The following is an 18,846-nucleotide window of genomic DNA, read 5'->3' on the forward strand; positions in this document are numbered from 1 at the left end:
CGTAAACGCTGGGTTGTTTAAGTTATAAGCCTCGTAACACAAGGGATGAGCCCATTTAATCTTGTTACGTTGCCAGCTACGGTAACTGTGCAAAAAAAGACTGGCAAGGCTAGAAAACCAAACCAGTCTGTGTTTCTCAGTACTTCTTGCTATAGATCACGCTTTTGCTGCAGGGAAATCAGCGCCAAACGGACTATTTTCTAAGGCAATGCTCAAAACTTGGTCAATTTTACTGACTGGATGAATTTGCAAATCAGCAATCACATTATCAGGGATCTCTTCCAAATCACGGCGATTCTCTTCCGGAATCAGTACCACTTTGATACCGCCACGATGTGCTGCCAGCAATTTCTCTTTAAGGCCACCAATCGGTAACACTTGACCACGTAAGGTAATTTCACCGGTCATCGCCACATCAGCGCGTACTGGATTACCTGTTAGGCATGAGACCAGTGCGGTACACATTGCAATACCTGCACTTGGACCATCTTTAGGCGTTGCCCCTTCTGGTACATGCACATGAATATCGCGTTTTTCATAAAAATCGCTATTAATTCCAAGTATTTCAGCGCGTGAACGCACGACTGTCATTGCCGCTTGAATAGACTCTTGCATGACTTCACCAAGTGAACCGGTATAGGTCAGCTTACCTTTACCCGGAACAGAAGCCGTTTCAATGGTCAGCAGATCGCCACCTACTTCTGTCCATGCCAAGCCAGTAACTTCACCGATGTGGTTTTCACCATCACTCTTGCCATAATCGTACCGCTGTACACCGAGATACTCTTTTAGGTTTTCAGCGTTAATCGTAATGCTCTTGAGTGATTTATTTAGCAGTAAATTTTTCACCGCTTTACGGCACAGTTTAGAGATTTCACGCTCTAAACTACGTACGCCTGCTTCACGGGTGTAGTAACGAATAATACTGATTAATGCGCTATCATCAACAATCAGCTCATTGGCTTTCAGTGCATTACGCTCTACTTGCTTTGCAAGTAAATAGCGTTTTGCAATATTCAGTTTTTCATCTTCGGTGTAACCAGAAAGACGAATCACTTCCATACGATCAAGCAACGGCCCTGGAATATTCATTGAGTTCGAAGTTGCCACGAACATCACATCCGACAGGTCATAGTCAACTTCAAGGTAATGATCATTAAACGCAACATTTTGCTCAGGATCAAGAACCTCTAACAGTGCGGAAGCTGGATCACCACGCATGTCAGATGCCATCTTGTCTATTTCATCTAACAAGAATAGTGGGTTTTTAACACCCACTTTGGCCATTTTTTGGATCAGCTTACCTGGCATTGAACCAATATAGGTACGACGATGGCCTCGGATCTCAGCCTCATCGCGTACGCCACCCAGTGCCATTCGGACATATTTACGTCCTGTAGCCTGTGCAATAGACTGCCCCAGTGACGTTTTACCCACACCCGGTGGGCCAACTAGACACAGGATTGGGCCTTTAATTTTGTTGATTCGGCTTTGTACTGCCAGATATTCCAAAATACGCTCTTTAACGCGATCTAAACCGTAGTGATCTTGATCAAGAATCTCTTGCGCTTTGGCGATATCTTTTTTCACTTTGCTGCGCTGATGCCAAGGCACTTGTAGCATCCAGTCAATATAGCCTCGTACTACAGTCGCTTCTGCTGACATTGGTGACATCATTTTTAATTTTTGCAGTTCAGCTTCTGTTTTCTCACGTGCTTCTTTCGGCATTTTTGCCGCTTCAATTTTCTGTTTTAAGCCTTCGAACTCATCGGGAACATCATCCATTTCGCCAAGTTCTTTTTGAATGGCTTTCATTTGCTCATTCAGATAGTACTCGCGCTGGCTTTTTTCCATCTGCTTTTTCACGCGGTTACGAATGCGTTTTTCGACTTGTAGCAGATCGATTTCTGATTCCATCATGGCCATTAGATATTCAAGCCGCTCAGAGACATTAGTCATCTCTAATACTGTTTGCTTATCTTTTATTTTCAATGGCATGTGTGCTGCAATTGTATCAGCCAAACGAGCAGGATCATCAATGCCAGCCAGTGATGTTAAGACTTCAGGTGGAATTTTTTTGTTAAGCTTAATGTAGCCTTCAAATTGGGTCAGTACTGTACGAACACGGACTTCTTGTTCTGTATCATCAATGGCAGTAGCAGGCAAAAACTCAGCCTGAGCAGAGAAAAATTCATCGCTATCAACCAAAAGGGTGACTTTCGCACGCTGCTGCCCTTCCACTAATACTTTCACTGTGCCATCGGGCAATTTTAGCATTTGTAAAATAGTGGCAACAGTACCAATTTGGTGTAAGTCGGTTGCAGCAGGCTCATCGGTTGCGGCATCTTTTTGAGCCACTAATAGGATTTGTTTATCCTGCTCCATTGCTGCTTCTAAGCAGCGAATGGATTTCTCTCGCCCAACAAACAGTGGGATAACCATATGCGGATAAACCACAACATCACGCAAAGGTAATACAGGAATATCAATTCGCTCGGAACGCTCCAGGTTCATAGAACTCTCTCTTCAGACTTAGCTTCCGCCAAATATAATTGTTATTTGAATATATGGGGTCAGAAAAATAGGATTCAACAGCTAAACAGATAACTTCCCAAAGAAAAAAGAAGGGTAAAGAAAAAGGGAAGGTTTCCCTTCCCTTTTGCAACGTATTACTTGTATTTACGTTCAGCCAACCGATACTTTTTGTCAAGCTCCGTTTTACTTGGCTAACCCCTAGAGCTATAAAAAATAGGGTTTAATCACTTATCAATCAGCATTAGAAGCTTGTGCTTCTGGTTTTGCATAGATCAAGATAGGTGCTGCTGTACCGTTAATAACATCATCATTGACTACCACTTTTTCAATACCTTCTAAAGAAGGTAAGTCATACATGGTATCAAGCAATACGGCTTCTACAATTGAGCGCAATCCACGTGCTCCCGTTTTACGTGCCAGCGCCTTTTTAGCAATGGCAATCAGAGCATCTTCTTGGAACTCAAGTTGTACGCCTTCAAGATCAAACAAGGCTTGGAACTGCTTGGTCAAAGCATTCTTTGGTTCTTGCAAGATCTGAATGAGCGCCGCTTCATCAAGCTCAGTTAATGTTGCAACAACCGGCAAACGACCAATAAACTCAGGGATCAAGCCAAACTTGATCAGATCTTCAGGCTCAACTTGGGTGAAAAGTTCACTTAAACCAAACTTATCATCTTTGCCTTTCACCTGCGCACCAAAACCAATACCTGTTCCAGTATTAAGACGTTGCTCAACCACTTTATCTAAGCCAGCAAATGCACCACCACAGATAAACAAAATTTTTGAGGTATCAACCTGTAAAAACTCTTGTTGTGGATGCTTGCGGCCTCCTTGTGGAGGCACTGCTGCAACAGTACCTTCGATCAGTTTCAATAATGCTTGCTGTACACCTTCACCAGAAACATCACGCGTGATTGATGGATTATCTGATTTACGTGAAATTTTATCAATTTCATCAATATAGACGATACCACGCTGGGCTTTAGAGACATCATAGTCACACTTTTGCAGCAGCTTTTGAATGATGTTTTCAACATCTTCACCCACATAACCCGCCTCGGTTAATGTGGTAGCATCGGCCATTGTAAATGGCACATCCAGTAAGCGAGCCAGTGTTTCTGCCAGTAATGTTTTACCGCTACCGGTTGGGCCGATCAACAGGATATTACTTTTACCCAATTCCACACCGTTGTTAGTGTCGCCGTTACGTAACCGCTTGTAGTGGTTATATACGGCGACTGCTAATACTTTTTTGGCATGATCTTGGCCAATCACGTAATCGTTGAGATGATTACGGATTTCATGTGGTGTAGGCAATGCACTGCGATCACGACGTGGAGATAGCTCTTTAATCTCTTCGCGGATGATGTCGTTACACAGATCGACACATTCATCGCAGATATACACCGATGGCCCAGCAATCAGCTTGCGTACCTCATGTTGGCTTTTGCCGCAAAAGGAGCAATACAACAGTTTGCCAGAGCCATCTTTGCGCTTATCTGTCATTCGTAAACCTCTTATTAGGGCGCTGCCCTAGAACCTGATAAACCCTATGTTGAGTGTATATCAGTGTCTAGAATTTGCCGCTATTACTCGCGATGGCTGAGGGCTGCATCAACCAGACCATATTCGACTGCCTCTTGAGCAGACATGAAATTATCGCGGTCAGTATCGCGTTCGATTTTTTCTAATGGTTGACCCGTGTGGAATGCCAACGTTTCATTCAGTTTCAATTTTGTTTTCAAGATCTCTTGTGCATGAATCTGAATGTCAGAGGCTTGCCCCTGAAAACCACCTAAAGGTTGATGGATCATCACCCGGCCATTTGGTAAACAAAAGCGTTTACCCTTTTCACCACCCGCCAGTAAGAACGCACCCATTGAGCAGGCTTGCCCCATACATACGGTGCTGACATTAGGTTTGATAAATTGCATGGTGTCATAGATAGACATCCCTGCAGTGACTGAACCACCAGGTGAATTGATGTACAAATAGATATCTTTTTCAGGGTTTTCTGACTCAAGGAACAACAGTTGAGCGACAATCAAATTCGCCATGTGATCCTCTACCTGCCCAGTTAAAAAGATGACACGCTCTTTTAACAGGCGGGAATAGATATCATAAGATCGCTCTCCACGTGATGTCTGTTCAACGACCATTGGCACCAAGGCCATACGCGTGGTGAAATCATCCTGTTTTGCGTTGTATGACATTGTCTTCTCCCCAATAGAAAAATGGCCCGAGTGATGCTTCACCCGAGCCATAGATAGCAGAAGAGCCGGAATTAAGTCAAATACTTAGGTCGGCTCATAGCACTTAGGCTGCCGGTGCTTGGTTCATCAGCTCATCAAAGGTCGCTGCTTTTTCAGTGACGTTTGCTTTTGCCAAAACCGCATCGATTGCTTGTTCTTCTAGAGCAACATTACGCATGTTGTTCATCAGTTCTTCATTTTTCGCGTAATATGCAACAACTTCAGAAGGATCTTCGTATGCAGATGCCATCTCTTCAATCAGTGCATTAACACGTACATCATCTGCTTTCATTTCGCTAGTTTTGATTACTTCACCTAGCAGCAGACCAATTTGTACTCGACGACGTGCTTGTTCTTCGAACAACTCACGTGGCAGTTCAAACGCTTTATTACCTTGTGCGCCAAAACGCTGTGCTGCTTGCTGACGCAGTACGTCAATTTCGCCGTCAATCAGCGGAGTTGGAATATCAAACTCATTTGCCGCTAATAGACCATCAAGTACTTGAGTTTTCACGCGGTTTTTCACTGCAGTGCTCAGTTCACGGGTCATGTTTTTGCGAATTTCAGCTTTCAGGCCATCAATTGAACCATCAGCCACACCAAAACGCTGTACAAATTCAACAGTCAGCTCTGGCAGTTCACGCTCTTCAACTTGCTTTAATACGATAGCAAACTGAGCCGCTTTACCCTTCAGGTTTTCTGCGTGATATTCTGCTGGGAAAGTCACATCGATGGTGAACTCTTCACCTGCTTTGTGGCCTACGATACCCTCTTCAAAACCAGGGATCATACGGCCTTGGCCCATCGCCAGTGCAAAATCAGTTGCCTTACCGCCCTCGAACACTTCACCATCTACAGAGCCAGTGAAGTCAACAGTCACACGATCTTCAGCTTCTGCTGCACGATCAGTCGCTTTCCATGTTGCTTGTTGCTTACGCAGCACGTCAATCATGTTAGCTACATCAGCATCAGTAACGTCAACAACAGGTTTTTCTACTGCAATTGTCTCCAGACCCTTTAGGGTGATTTCTGGATAGACTTCAAATGTTACAGCAAAAGAGAAATCTTGACCTTCTACCATTTGATTTGGCATGAAGGTAGGAGCACCTGCTGGATTAATTTTTTCTTTAATAATAGCGTCAATGAAGTTACGTTGCATAACTTCACCGACAACATCTTGACGTACAGACTGGCCATAACGCTTAGTCACTAAGCTCATTGGCACTTTACCTTTACGGAAACCATCTACACGTACATTTTTAGCCATACGTTGCAGTTCGTTACGAACAGCAGTTTCAATAACATCAGCCGCTACGGTGATGGTCATGCGGCGCTCAAGGCCTTGAGTTGTCTCAACAGAAACGTGCATCTTTTACCTCAAAAAAATCCTCAGTGCTCGGTATGACTTACGGTCTACTTTCGTAAAACACAAAAGTAGCACGCTCTATCAGTTACCGAACACAACCGATATATTTCTGTTATCGGAATGTCCCGAGTACAGTATGGAAAAGTAGACGAGGCATTATAGCGATGGTATTAGGGTGAGTCGAGTTAACAGACGGTTCAAGGTGTGTTTGCGCTCAATTTTCCGACAACATTAGCGGGTTAAAGCGTATACAGAAGCATAGGCTAATTTGTTTGCATAAGAAATTGTATAATTATTAAGCCAATCACTACAAAATGCTTATGCTATTGGTGAATGATAAAAAACAAAAGCTGCTCGGTATATTCACCATAGCAGCTTTTATTCTTGTATCAGACGATATGACCATAGTGAATCATTGTTGATCATAACCATCAATGACCCAGTGCTCTGATCATTTCATCAGGTTGTTATTGCTCTTGTTGCGGTTGCTCTTGTTGCGGTTGCTCTTGTTGCGGTTGCTCTTGTTGCGGTTGCTCTTGTTGCGGTTGCTCTTGTTGCGGTTGCTCTTGTTGTTCACTCAGAGCAGTGACATCTAGCGGCAAACCGGAACGACGTGCAATCTCTTTTTCTGCTACTACACTGTCTGTTTGTGGATTAGTGATAAAACTCTGCACTGCCGTGGTCAATGGAATTACCATAGTTTGTGGCTCGTCATTGTCGTTTTGTGACAAAGGTTGATGCACTTCCATGTAATGCTTACCATCAGGCTCTATCGATACTTTAATCGGCTCGTTAACAATTTGTACGCGTGTACCTACAGGGACTTTATCAAACAACGCTTCAATATCGTCAGGGCGTAAACGGATACATCCCGCACTTACACGCATGCCAATACCAAAGTTTGCGTTAGTACCATGAATGAGATATTCACCATTTCCTTTTGCTAAACGCAATGCAAAGAGCCCCATTGGGTTTTCAGGCCCTGCCGGTACAACGGCAGGCAGTGTAATACCTTGCGCTTCATACTCTTTACGGGTATTTGCAGTCGGTGTCCAGGTTGGATTCGCGCGTTTAGAGATGATTGTAGTCACCATCGTTGGGGTTGAACGGCCAACACGACCAATGCCGATAGGATAGACTTCTACTACATTACTGCCTTTGGGATAGTAATATAACCGTAGCTCGGCCAGATTAAGTACGATACCTTCACGTGGTGTATCTGGTAGTAACATTGTTGTTGGTATGCGCAATACCATACCTGTTTGTGGTAGGAACGGATCGACTGTTGGGTTCGCTTCTAGCATGGCTATTAAACCAACCTGATAACGTGCGGCAATAGTCTCTAATGACTCGCCACTCCCTGGAACAGTATAAATCTCTTCAGTGCCGATTAAACGGCTACCCACAGGAGGGAGTGGATAGGATGCAGCCAATGCACGTGGCACGGCAGCCATTGCCAGCGCAGACACTAGCAAGCCAGCAAGTAGACGAACAGCTTTCATTAATGACCCCAAAAGAGCATAGATTCATTCTTTTATTCCGATCATAGTGATGCGGTAATTTAAGAATGCTAGTACGAAATAGACAATGACAGTAATATAACTGCCAGAACAAAATGACTAAAAAAACACATTGTGTACCGAATATGGTCACTTCAAGCACTATATTAAATAATGTATTCAGCTAACAATAAACTTTTTTATATAAAAAACCCTTACTGTGAGATGAATACCCTATTTTTGCAATACACTTCGTAAAACATTAAAAAAACGAAGGAGAGGTACTCTGCAAAATGTCGGTTTCTTTTCAGATAGTGTGATTTCAGAGGTCTATGAGAGCGTGGTTCAGATAAGCAAACCAATAAAAAGAGGGCTAATAAATATATCAGCCCTCTTTATCAGCCTACTCTTCTCTTATTTATAAGGCTCATTGTTATAATTTTAATGTGATTACATTAAACGGTTGTACCGCTTATTGCGCTTTTTTATGTTGATTTTTTAGTCATCACTGACTCTTCACACATAAAACAGACCTATCCCGATAACAACATTACACTGTTTTATCTGCTGTAATAGGTGTTTCTTCTGTGATAATACCCGTATTCTCTGCAATTTTGTCAACACACATGGCTAATGCACCATCACCTGTCACATTACATGCAGTACCAAAGCCATCTTGTGCTAAATGTAACGCAATTTGTAGCCCTAACATCGCCTCACTAAAGCCTAACATAGTGCCAAGCAACCCTAGAGCTGCCATGACTGCGCCACCAGGTGCACCGGGTGCGGCCACCATAGTAATACCTAACATCATGATAAATGGTAGCATTTCAGTAAAGCTTGGAATTTGAGCATGGCCATTCATTAACATAACTGCACATGCAACTGTTACAATACTGATTGCAGATCCTGCCATGTGAATATTGGCACACAGTGGTACAACAAAGTTAGAGATACTTTTACTTGCACCACACACTTGGGCCTGACGCAGTGTAACTGGTAGTGTTGCTGCAGATGACATGGTGCCCAGTGCAGTAAAGTATGCCGGCATCATGGTTTTAAGTAGGGTTAACGGTGAACGCTTCACGATTGCAGCAGTAGTAATAAACTGGAATGTCAGCCATAACCAGTGCAACACAACCACCAGCACCAAGACCAGACTGAAGGTTTTCAGGGTAGCAAACACTGTTCCCTGTACGGTCATATCCGCAAATACGCCGGCAATATAGAATGGCAGTGCGGGGATCATAAATTTGCTCAGCAGCAGTTCGATAATATCACGACCTTGATCGCTCAACTTTTTCATCTCAGCACTGCCAGTAGCAACAATGCCCAGACCAAAAACAAAAGCCAATACCAATGCACTCATCACGCCCATGACCGGTGGAATTTGCAATGTCATCAGCGGCTCTAATTTGCGTACCGATTCGGCCAGTTGCCCAGCATGGCTTAATAGCGTAGGCATGACTTCTACTGAAGCCAGATAAGCAAGAAAACCTGCACCGACTGTAGAGGCATAAGCAAGCCCAACCGTTTTACCCAATAGTTTGCCTGAGTTTTTTGGCAAGCTGGCAATGCCACTAGTGACAAAAAATAGAATTAGTAATGGTATGGTGAAGCCAATCATTTGACTAATCAGTACTTTAGCAGTGATCAGTACTCGAATTAAAATGTCTGGTGCAAAAAGACCACATAAAACACCAAAAGCAATGCCTGCCAGCAGGCGCAAAATTAATTTCATCGTTCCCTCTCTTAATTACATCATTGGGGGGCATCTTGATTACGGCGGCATATTTAACATGCAAATATCAGATAATCCGCTTTAAATAGCTAAAAATATCGCCTTAGTCATAAAAAATATGGCATATCAACGAGTGGTAACGTTTCAGCTCTATATTTTAGCTCGTAAAAAAAGCCGGCAGTTCCCTGTCGGCTTAATGGACATTCTGTATCAAAAAAGGTTATCGTTCCCAATAAGACTCTTCTAGGCTGTCCTCACGCTCTGGTAGGCCGCGCGTTAAACGCGGAGAGTGCTGATTTAATACCTGATAACTGACGCGATTAGCGTACTTACAGACCTGCGCAAGTGAAGAGTATGTCATAAATGTACAAGCATGTTTGCTAGAGTTCGGCACATTGCTGCGGTGATAGTGGTTAGCTGCCATATCGTGCAAAATGGCTGACAGTGCACCATCTCCAGCACCGTTAGTGTTCATGATTTTTTCAGGCCCACCCATATACGGGCTAATGTGCGAGTAAATACGCTTTGGTGTTACACAAGCTGCACGATGCATTGGGCGGCTAAACTCATGCAGATTAAATTCAGGAATAACCCCTGGCAGCAATGGGTGTTGTGTCTGACGTAGTGTACTCTCATCTGTATAACCTGCCATATACAGACCTACTGGCCCAGCAGTACAAAGTACCAAATCAACCCAATCTAATGCTTTATCTGAAGCCGCTAACGGGTCTTCAATGCCCGTTAATGCTGCCGCTTCCTCTTCGTTCATCGCAACCATCGAAATATTTTCTTTGAGGAAATCACGCCACCATTGCGGGTTTTCTTCAATTAAAATCTTCGTTCCCAGTGTCAACACCACAGGCACATGATGTTTTTTTGCATATTCAATAGCACGCAAAGTCGCTTCTGACATCGGCTCACCGGGTTTACAGCGCAATAAGTATGAGGTTAGCACTAGAGCTGAAGCGCCGGCTACAACATCCTCTGGGATACTATCAGGACGCAGTTGATCCATACAACCTGGGCTGATAGCAAATGTGCGCTCACCGTTTTCAGAAATCAGTGCAAAACAACGCCCAATAGGGCCATCTACCGGTTGCAGATAATCTAGATCCAACCGACTAGAGGTATTACACAAATAACGGTAAGCATAACCACCAATTTCAATACGGCTACACATCACACCTAACATAATCGACTTATCATCAGCCAATACGGAGTAATTGTGCAAAGTATTACCAATTGTTCCACCTGCAAACTCGTGTGTAATTAGATTACGGTCTTTTAATTCACAATAGAGTGCTTCTGCAACAGTATCTTCAATAACTGAAGAGTGCCCTTTACTTAGGCCATAACGCGATAAAAAGTCTTCATCAACACGAGCTTCAATATCCACTAGTGTTTGATCAATACCAACCACATATGCGGTACTGACTTCACTCTCTGCTGCACGCATTTGATTAATCAGTAAAGGATCACGTGCACTGACAGGAAAATAGTGTTTTGATTTACGTTGGCCAGGAAATTTCATCGTTCAAATCCAGAAAAGGCGATGGACAATCAGCGTATATCATGGATTCTATCACAAAATAGTGTAAACAGAATTAATCCTAATGCACTAATCTGCTACCAACTTCTTATTTCATCGAGCACTAGCGCCCTTAACAAAACAATGTGTTCTGGATCTGCATTCAGGGCTGAAACATACGTAAATTCTTGTCCCCCTGCTTGCAAAAACACCTCTCTATTTTGTTCATTAATCTCTTCAAGTGTTTCTAGGCAATCAACAGAAAATGCCGGACACACAACACCGAGTGTCTTAATGCCCTGTTTAGGCAGTGCTTTAAGCGTATGATCGGTATAGGGTTGCAACCAGACTTCACGTCCAAACCGTGATTGATAAGTGTGCAAATATTGTTCTTCTGTCAACCCTAATGCTTGTGCCACTCGCTCAGTAGTAATCTGACATTGGGTTGCATACTGATCGCCCTCATCCACATACCGTTGTGGAATACCGTGATACGAAAAGATCAGTTTATCCGGTAATTCTGGTAGATGTTGGCGAATACTTTTTACCAATGCCGCAATGTAGAGCGGATGATCATGGTAATCATGAATAAAACGGATGGCCGGTATAGTGCGGTGACTTTTTAGTGCTTTTGTCAAACCATCCCACACTGCGGCAGTGGTAGAGCTCGAATATTGTGGAAACAGTGGCAATACCACAAGGTTCGTGACCCCTTTTGATTGCAACTGATCAAGTGCTTGCGACAATGAAGGGTTGCCGTAGGTCATTGCCAGTTCAACCGGAATATCATGCCCTTGTTGCTGTAACTGAGAGTACAACGCTTGCTGCTGTTGGCGAGAAAATGCCAGCAAAGGTGAACCGTCATCACGCCACACCGATTGATACAACTTTGCCACTCGTGGCACTCGAATTGGCAATATTACCCCATGCAATAGCGGACACCAGAGCCAACGGTTTAGATCAACAACACGCTTATCATGCAAAAACTCACCCAAGTAGCGTTTGACGGCAGAAGGCGTTGGCGCATCAGGAGTGCCTAAATTAACTAACAACACACCATACTGTTTCTGAGCCATTAATCACTCTCCTTATGCTAAAAATAGAGGTTATATCTCTCTTACCGTACAATAATAAATTACCCAATGTGGGTAAGCGCCCTGTTATGCCATACAAACTGAGTCATCTTCACAAGATAAAAAAGGTGGCCTAGCCACCTTTTTTATCTTTGTATTGTACAGTGAACATTAACCTAAAATAGTAGTTAACTCTTGGCTGATGGTATCAACGTTACGTGTACCGTCTAATTTGAAGTAACGGGTCTGACCAGCATCAGCTTCTTTATTGTAGTAAGCCACCAGAGGTTCAGTTTGGTCATGATAGATGGCTAAACGCTTACGTACGGTTTCAGCTTCGTCATCCACACGAATAATCAGATCTTCACCGCTCACATCATCTTTACCTTCCACTTTTGGCGGATTGTATACAACGTGGTAAACACGGCCTGATGCTGGGTGTACACGACGGCCACTCATGCGATCAACAATAACTTGATCAGGCACATCAAATTCCAGTACGAAATCAACCGCAATACCGGCCTCTTTCATTGCATCCGCTTGTGGAATAGTGCGGGGAAAACCATCAAGCAAGAAACCGTTACGGCAATCTTCTTGTGCTACACGCTCTTTAACCAAAGAGATAATCAGCGCATCAGTCACTAATTGGCCAGCATCCATGATTGCTTTCGCTTGTAAACCCAGCTCGGTTCCAGCTTTTACTGCAGCACGCAGCATATCACCCGTTGAAATTTGCGGGATTCCGTATTTCTCCATGATGAACTGCGCTTGAGTGCCTTTACCTGCACCCGGAGCACCGAGCAGAATAATACGCATAGATGATTCCTCTTTTTAAAATTCACTATAATAATGAAAGATATAATTTTTTAGGATTAAACCATAACACTGACTGAGCGCCAAACTCAAGAACCGCCTCTGTCATCACAGCCCTTACTCTAATAAAGACCAAATAATGTTGGATATTTACGCAATAAATACAAAATAAAACGCCGCCTGTACAAAGACAAGCGGCGTTAATACGGTGGCTAAATTTGATACATATCAGGTCTCTGTTATGCTTTTATACCACGGATACGGCTTGATGCTGCTTAGTGCATTATGCTGTTAACAGTTGGTTCATGCGGCGGATAAAAGCACTTGGATCTTCCAAATTACCACGCTCTGCCAGCATAGCTTGTTCCAACAGCAACTCAACCCACTCATTAAATTGCAGCTCATCACTGGTATCAGCCACTTTTTTCACCAGCATATGTTCAGGGTTTAGCTCGAACACATACTTGATTTCAGGGGCTTTCTGGCCTGCAGAAGCAAACAATTTAGCCATTTGAGTCGTCATTTCATCTGACTCGGTTGTCACCAGTGCCGGTGTACCGGTTAAACGGTGGGTCAGTCGCACATCTTTCACGCGCTCGCCCAGATAACCTTTAACACGCTCGACAAAAGAGGTGAACTCAGCATCAGCTTCCTTCTGCTTCTCTTCCTCTTCTTTATCTGCCAGCGCGCCCAGATCCAGATCCGCTTTTGTCACAGATTGGAACTGTTTGCCGTCAAACTCAGTTAAGTAGCTCATCATCCACTCGTCAATGCGCTCGGATAACAGCAGAACTTCGATGCCCTTTTTGTTGAACAACTCAAGATGTGGGCTGTTTTTCGCGGCGGCATAACTGTCGGCCGTGATAAAGTAGATCTTCTCCTGACCCTCTTTCATGCGGCTGACATAATCGGCCAGCGCCACATTTTGAACATCGTTATCATTTTGGGTAGAAGCAAAACGCAGCAGTTTGGCGATAGTCTCTTTGTTCGCGCTGTCTTCTGCTGGGCCCTCTTTCATCACCAGACCAAACTCGTTCCAGAAAGTCTGGTACTTCTCTGCATCGGTTTTTGCCAGTTTCTCCAGCATCTGCAACACGCGCTTAGTACAAGCACTGCGTAAGCTTTGGGTGATGCGGGTATCTTGCAGAATTTCACGTGAAACGTTCAACGGCAGATCATTAGAGTCAATCAGGCCACGAACAAAGCGCAGGTATGTCGGCATAAACTGCTCGGCATCATCCATAATAAATACGCGCTGTACATAGAGTTTCAGACCGTGCTTGTGATCACGATTCCACATATCCCAAGGCGCATGTGCAGGGATATACAGCAAGCTGGTGTACTCCTGCTTGCCTTCAACACGGTTGTGGCTCCAGCTCATTGGGTCAGAGAAGTCGTGTGAGATATGCTTGTAAAATTCGTTATACTCTTCGTCAGATACGTCAGCTTTGTTGCGAGTCCACAAGGCTTGTGCTTTATTGATTTTTTCCCACTTCAGATCGCCTTCGCTGCCATCTTCATTCTGCTCACGGGTCTGAATTTCAACCGGCAGGCTGATATGATCAGAGTATTTACCGATGATAGAGCGCAAACGCCAGTCATCTAAAAACTCATGCTCATCAGCACGTAAATGCAGCGTGATTTCAGTACCACGATCAGCTTTGGTAATATCGGCAACGGTATAATCACCTTCACCGGCAGATTCCCAGAACACGCCCTGATCCGCGCTCACACCTGCAGCACGCGTACGTACGGTTACTTTATCTGCCACAATAAATGCAGAGTAGAAACCCACACCAAACTGGCCGATAAGTTGGCTATCTTTCGCCTGATCAGAGCCGATTGACTCTAAAAATGCTTTAGTGCCTGATTTTGCAATAGTGCCTAAGTGATCAATCACATCGGTACGGGTCATACCAATACCGTTATCACTGATGGTAATCGTGCCTGCCTCTTTATCTACTGAAAGGCGAACACATAGCTCACCGTTGCCTTCATACAGATCAGGCTGTGATAGCGCACGAAAACGCAGTTTATCCGCCGCATCAGAGGCGTTTGAGATCAGCTCACGTAAGAAAATTTCTTTATTAGAATACAGTGAGTGGATCATCAACTGCAGCAGTTGCTTAACTTCAGACTGAAAACCACGGGTTTCCTGTGCTTTAAGGGAAGAATCCTGAGTTGTATTTTGGGTCATTGTGCAAATCCTCGTATCAACAGATAGCAAAATAAAGGTGATATTCAAATAGATGGGGGCACACAAACTGTTTTCAAGTGCAAAAAAAGGAAGCTTTTAGCTTCCCTGATGAAATTTTGCCCAACCTGTGCATATTTATGGCATTTAGCTACAATCGCAACGTTTAATATTTGAAGGGGTGACGACCGGCTAATGAGTGAGAAAGCGTTGTACCATCAACCATTTCTAACTCTCCGCCTACCGGTACACCATGAGCAATTCGGCTCGCCATGACATTGTGCATAGCACAAATTTCGGCAATGAAGTTTGCGGTGGCATCACCTTCTACGGTTGGGTTAGTGGCTAAAATCACTTCATTGATTGTTTCAGTACGCAAACGCTCTTCTAACCGATCAAGCCCAATATCATCCGGCCCGATACCGTCTAACGGCGACAAATGCCCCATCAGTACAAAATAGCGGCCTGAGTATTGCCCAGTCTGCTCAATAGCGTGGATATCGGCAGGGCTTTCAACGACGCAAATCTGGCCACTTTTATGCCGCCGAGGGTTACTGCAAATAGCACACACATCCTCTTCGGTAAACGTGCGGCAGTCATGGCAATGCCCTATCTCTGACATCGCACGTGATAAGGCTTGTGATAGGCGCATACCACCGCTGCGATCCCGTTGTAGCAACTGAAATGCCATACGTTGTGCTGATTTTGGCCCGACACCGGGTAAACAACGCAGTGCATCCATTAAGGCATCTAAAAGAGGGCTCGAATTTGCCATGTATAAACCTATATTAGCAACGCCCTGTGATCAGGGCGTTGAGGTTAACTGTGTTACCTGTGCTTACCGTAACAATTATCGTAAATAGTCAGCATTCACATCACACTGACTAAAATACGTTAACAGGCAAAACATGTTTAGAATGGCATTTTAAAACCTGGCGGTAACTGCATACCGCCAGCCACTTGTGCCATTCTCTCTTTCTGAGTCTCTTCAATACGGCGAGCTGCATCATTAAATGCTGCAGCGATTAAATCTTCCAGCATCTCTTTATCATCTTCCATTAGGCTGCTATCAATGTCGATACGACGACAGTTGTGCGCACCATTGATGGTCACTTTAACTAAACCTGCCCCTGACTCACCGGTAACTTCCAGTTGCGCGATCTCTTCTTGCATTTTCTGCATACGATCTTGCATTTGCTGGGCTTGCTTCATCAGGTTACCAAGACCACCTTTTCCACCACCAAACATAGTGCACTCTCTTTTCTTTTAGGTTGAGCCGATATCGGCATACAGACTATTTGATTCAAGTTAATGCTATAAGAAAAGCCTTTTTATCGTATGCTTTCCTATAAAATTCTTATTTACTGTGCACATACCGCACAAAATAGCTTATCCCACCCATTATTCAACATTTACACGGCAAACTTCAAACCGTAAATGGGGGATACAGCACTACAGTGGCCGAATACTACTCTCATCTACACTGGCTGCAAAAAGACGCTGTAACTGCAGGATATGGGCATCCCCCTGCAATGACTGCCGCGCTTGAGCCAGCTTTTCATCATAGATCATTTGTCTGATCTCTAATGGCGTAAGCTGCGTTTTATCATCACTTTCTACAATTTCAAGTGCAATAGACAAACCGGTTTGCTGACTCAGCGCCTCGGTTAACTGCTCTTTTGCCCTTTCAGAGTTCAGATGCCGCTGTGAAGAGCGCAATAATAGACGGATTTGCCCAGCACTTAACTCCTCTTTGACGGCATTTAACGCTAGTTGTTCCACTAATTTAGCCACACCAAGTGTTTCTATTTGCGCCGACCAAGGGTCGCGCTCGCTCGCCTCTTTTGCCAGCTTTAACGCCATTTCAGGCGTTTTCTCATGCTCAAGTGAGCTGCGCAACTGATCGGGGGTTACTACATCATTGGTTTCCAGCTCAGGGTTTTGTGCTGTCCAGCGGTAAGCTTCTTTTTTCTTTTTCGCTAGTACAGGTGGTGCCTGAGTAGGGGCAGCCTGCCTCTGATCAGATTGCTGGGCACGTTGCTCACCCGCCAGTGCCAGACGCTCTAACGGTGAAGACTTACTCTTTGCCGGCCGCAGCGTTGCTGCTACAACCGGCTCAACTTTTTTTGCTAAACCTCCAGCCTCACTCCGAACACTACTTTCTGTACGTTGACGCTGAGAACGCAATTGCTCACGGGCCTGCAACGCCTGCATTGCAACAGACACAGATACCGTATCAACTGCAGAATCTAATGAGTGCAACGAAGGCTCAAATGTCACATTAGTCTCTACATGCTCATTTAATCGCTCTGCATTGTTGACAAAATTTGTCAATTTAACCGTCGACTCAGTATCAACCCGTGAGTTTATAGATAATGCAGTATCCTCCAAAGACGGCTCTTGAGCTCTCATGTTCGTATCTATAGGGGGCTGAGGAGCTGCAGATTGAGGTACATCTGAAGAGATGATCTGGGTTGGAGCATGTGCTGCTGTATCTTGACTCGATGCAACTGATATTACCTGATGTGGTGTGTGATTTATGCTAACGTCTGCTCGTGTAACAGGCATTTTTGCTAAAACAGAGGGTTGTGGCTCACTCGCCACTGCCATAGCACTAAATGGTATACCAACATTTTGTTGCATAATAGTGTGCGTAGGATGAAATGCCAGTGCACGTAAAAATGTCATTTCAACACCACTTCGACGATCAGGTGCAAGTAGCAACTCTTTGCGCCCTATCAGTAATGTTTGGTAGTACAACTGTATATCTTGCGGAGCAAGAGTGTGGGCAAGTGAGTGTAAACGTACTGCGTGTGGTTCAGTATCATCGATTGTGCCTGGTAACATTTGCGCCATGGCAACTTGGTGTAAAATAGCATTGGTTGCTACTAATAAAGCTTCCCAATCAGTGCCGCGCTCAGCAGCCTGTTGTAACAGCAGCATAATTTGCTGGCCATCTGCTTGATGCAGAGCTTCAATTAGGGCTAGTGGCTGGTCAGCATCTAATGAACCCAACATCTGATTGACACCGTCAATCGTCACCTGCCCACTGCTCATAGCAATAGCTTGATCTGTTAAGCTTAATGCATCACGCATACTGCCTTCAGCAGCCCGTGCCAGTTGCGAAAGTGCACGCATCTCAAACGGAATAGCTTCTGCTTTTAGAATATGCTCAAGCTGGCCACGAATCTGATCAACATCCAACGCTTTAAGATGAAATTGCAAACAACGCGACAAAATAGTCACTGGTAGTTTTTGTGGGTCCGTTGTCGCCAACAAAAACTTTACATATGAAGGTGGTTCTTCAAGCGTTTTAAGCAGCGCATTAAAGCTGTGGCGCGATAACATATGCACTTCATCGATCAGATAAACTTTAAAGCGCCCACGTACCGGCGTGTATTGCACATTATCGAGTAATTCCCGCGTATCTTCAATTTTGGTCCGTGATGCCGCATCAATTTCTAATAAATCAACAAATCGGCCTTCATCAATCTCACGGCAAGTATCACAAACACCACAAGGCGTTGCAGTAACGCCGGTTTCACAGTTTAGCCCTTTGGCAAACAGGCGGGCAATAGTAGTTTTACCTACCCCGCGCGTACCAGAAAACAGATAGGCATGGTGTAAACGCCCAAGCGATAAACCATTCGCTAAGGCTGTTAATACGTGCTCCTGACCCACAACGGCATTAAAGGTGTGGGGACGCCACTTACGGGCTAAAACCTGATAACTCATCGGAACCGGAATACAGGGAAACGGAGGCCAATAATAGCATAGCAGCCACGGAGTTCACAGAAGTCAGCCAATATCTGACATAATTACACTGAAAATCAGGCTGTAGATAT

General features: G+C 44.3%; 13 protein-coding genes. All 13 read right to left on the minus strand.

Annotated elements, in window-relative coordinates; genetic code table 11:
- Positions 1–156: 156 nt before the first annotated feature.
- Positions 157–2,514, minus strand: a complete 2,358-nt coding sequence (gene lon / locus ACRC53_RS09905) for an endopeptidase La (protein WP_438643268.1) — start codon at positions 2,512–2,514, stop codon at positions 157–159.
- Between the two features lie 252 nt (positions 2,515–2,766).
- On the minus strand, positions 2,767–4,041 hold the full coding sequence (gene clpX / locus ACRC53_RS09910) for an ATP-dependent protease ATP-binding subunit ClpX (RefSeq protein WP_438643269.1): 1,275 nt from the start codon (positions 4,039–4,041) through the stop codon (positions 2,767–2,769).
- Between the two features lie 83 nt (positions 4,042–4,124).
- On the minus strand, positions 4,125–4,748 hold the full coding sequence (gene clpP / locus ACRC53_RS09915; RefSeq protein WP_438643270.1) for an ATP-dependent Clp endopeptidase proteolytic subunit ClpP: 624 nt from the start codon (positions 4,746–4,748) through the stop codon (positions 4,125–4,127).
- Positions 4,749–4,851: 103 nt separating this feature from the next.
- Entirely contained in the window at positions 4,852–6,156 is a 1,305-nt protein-coding gene (gene tig, locus ACRC53_RS09920; protein WP_438643271.1) for a trigger factor, read from the minus strand.
- A gap of 464 nt (positions 6,157–6,620) precedes the next feature.
- On the minus strand, positions 6,621–7,655 hold the full coding sequence (locus ACRC53_RS09925) for a L,D-transpeptidase family protein (RefSeq protein WP_438643272.1): 1,035 nt from the start codon (positions 7,653–7,655) through the stop codon (positions 6,621–6,623).
- A 547-nt stretch (positions 7,656–8,202) separates the two neighbouring features.
- A complete protein-coding gene (locus ACRC53_RS09930; RefSeq protein WP_438643273.1) occupies positions 8,203–9,393 on the minus strand; it encodes a dicarboxylate/amino acid:cation symporter in 1,191 nt (396 codons plus the stop codon).
- 220 nt (positions 9,394–9,613) lie between these two features.
- A complete protein-coding gene (locus tag ACRC53_RS09935) occupies positions 9,614–10,924 on the minus strand; it encodes an inosine/guanosine kinase (protein ID WP_438643274.1) in 1,311 nt (436 codons plus the stop codon).
- Between the two features lie 95 nt (positions 10,925–11,019).
- The gene (hemH, locus tag ACRC53_RS09940) at positions 11,020–11,997 is read right to left on the minus strand and encodes a ferrochelatase (RefSeq protein WP_438643275.1); all 978 of its coding nucleotides are present in this window, start codon (positions 11,995–11,997) and stop codon (positions 11,020–11,022) included.
- Between the two features lie 168 nt (positions 11,998–12,165).
- Positions 12,166–12,810 (minus strand): adenylate kinase, encoded by a 645-nt coding sequence (gene adk, locus ACRC53_RS09945; RefSeq protein ID WP_438643276.1) that lies wholly within the window; start codon positions 12,808–12,810, stop codon positions 12,166–12,168.
- A 280-nt stretch (positions 12,811–13,090) separates the two neighbouring features.
- On the minus strand, positions 13,091–15,004 hold the full coding sequence (htpG, locus tag ACRC53_RS09950) for a molecular chaperone HtpG (protein WP_438643277.1): 1,914 nt from the start codon (positions 15,002–15,004) through the stop codon (positions 13,091–13,093).
- 163 nt (positions 15,005–15,167) lie between these two features.
- A complete protein-coding gene (gene recR / locus ACRC53_RS09955) occupies positions 15,168–15,776 on the minus strand; it encodes a recombination mediator RecR (RefSeq protein WP_438643278.1) in 609 nt (202 codons plus the stop codon).
- 137 nt (positions 15,777–15,913) lie between these two features.
- Positions 15,914–16,249: a YbaB/EbfC family nucleoid-associated protein gene (locus ACRC53_RS09960; RefSeq protein WP_438643279.1), complete on the minus strand. Its 336-nt coding sequence runs from the start codon at positions 16,247–16,249 to the stop codon at positions 15,914–15,916.
- 204 nt (positions 16,250–16,453) lie between these two features.
- Positions 16,454–18,736, minus strand: a complete 2,283-nt coding sequence (gene dnaX / locus ACRC53_RS09965; RefSeq protein ID WP_438643280.1) for a DNA polymerase III subunit gamma/tau — start codon at positions 18,734–18,736, stop codon at positions 16,454–16,456.
- Positions 18,737–18,846: the final 110 nt, after the last annotated feature.

Source organism: Plesiomonas sp. (assembly GCF_051652165.1).
GTDB lineage: Bacteria > Pseudomonadota > Gammaproteobacteria > Enterobacterales > CAMTGL01 > Plesiomonas.

What these genes read in the sequence shown, in the direction of transcription:
- htpG (WP_438643277.1), bottom strand. Translation starts at nt 15,004, where the DNA reads ATGACCCAAAATACAACTCAGGATTCTTCCCTTAAAGCACAGGAAACC.
- dnaX (WP_438643280.1), bottom strand. Translation starts at nt 18,736, where the DNA reads ATGAGTTATCAGGTTTTAGCCCGTAAGTGGCGTCCCCACACCTTTAAT.
- clpP (WP_438643270.1), bottom strand. Translation starts at nt 4,748, where the DNA reads ATGTCATACAACGCAAAACAGGATGATTTCACCACGCGTATGGCCTTG.
- adk (WP_438643276.1), bottom strand. Translation starts at nt 12,810, where the DNA reads ATGCGTATTATTCTGCTCGGTGCTCCGGGTGCAGGTAAAGGCACTCAA.
- clpX (WP_438643269.1), bottom strand. Translation starts at nt 4,041, where the DNA reads ATGACAGATAAGCGCAAAGATGGCTCTGGCAAACTGTTGTATTGCTCC.
- lon (WP_438643268.1), bottom strand. Translation starts at nt 2,514, where the DNA reads ATGAACCTGGAGCGTTCCGAGCGAATTGATATTCCTGTATTACCTTTG.
- tig (WP_438643271.1), bottom strand. Translation starts at nt 6,156, where the DNA reads ATGCACGTTTCTGTTGAGACAACTCAAGGCCTTGAGCGCCGCATGACC.
- ACRC53_RS09925 (WP_438643272.1), bottom strand. Translation starts at nt 7,655, where the DNA reads ATGAAAGCTGTTCGTCTACTTGCTGGCTTGCTAGTGTCTGCGCTGGCA.
- hemH (WP_438643275.1), bottom strand. Translation starts at nt 11,997, where the DNA reads ATGGCTCAGAAACAGTATGGTGTGTTGTTAGTTAATTTAGGCACTCCT.
- recR (WP_438643278.1), bottom strand. Translation starts at nt 15,776, where the DNA reads ATGGCAAATTCGAGCCCTCTTTTAGATGCCTTAATGGATGCACTGCGT.
- ACRC53_RS09930 (WP_438643273.1), bottom strand. Translation starts at nt 9,393, where the DNA reads ATGAAATTAATTTTGCGCCTGCTGGCAGGCATTGCTTTTGGTGTTTTA.
- ACRC53_RS09960 (WP_438643279.1), bottom strand. Translation starts at nt 16,249, where the DNA reads ATGTTTGGTGGTGGAAAAGGTGGTCTTGGTAACCTGATGAAGCAAGCC.
- ACRC53_RS09935 (WP_438643274.1), bottom strand. Translation starts at nt 10,924, where the DNA reads ATGAAATTTCCTGGCCAACGTAAATCAAAACACTATTTTCCTGTCAGT.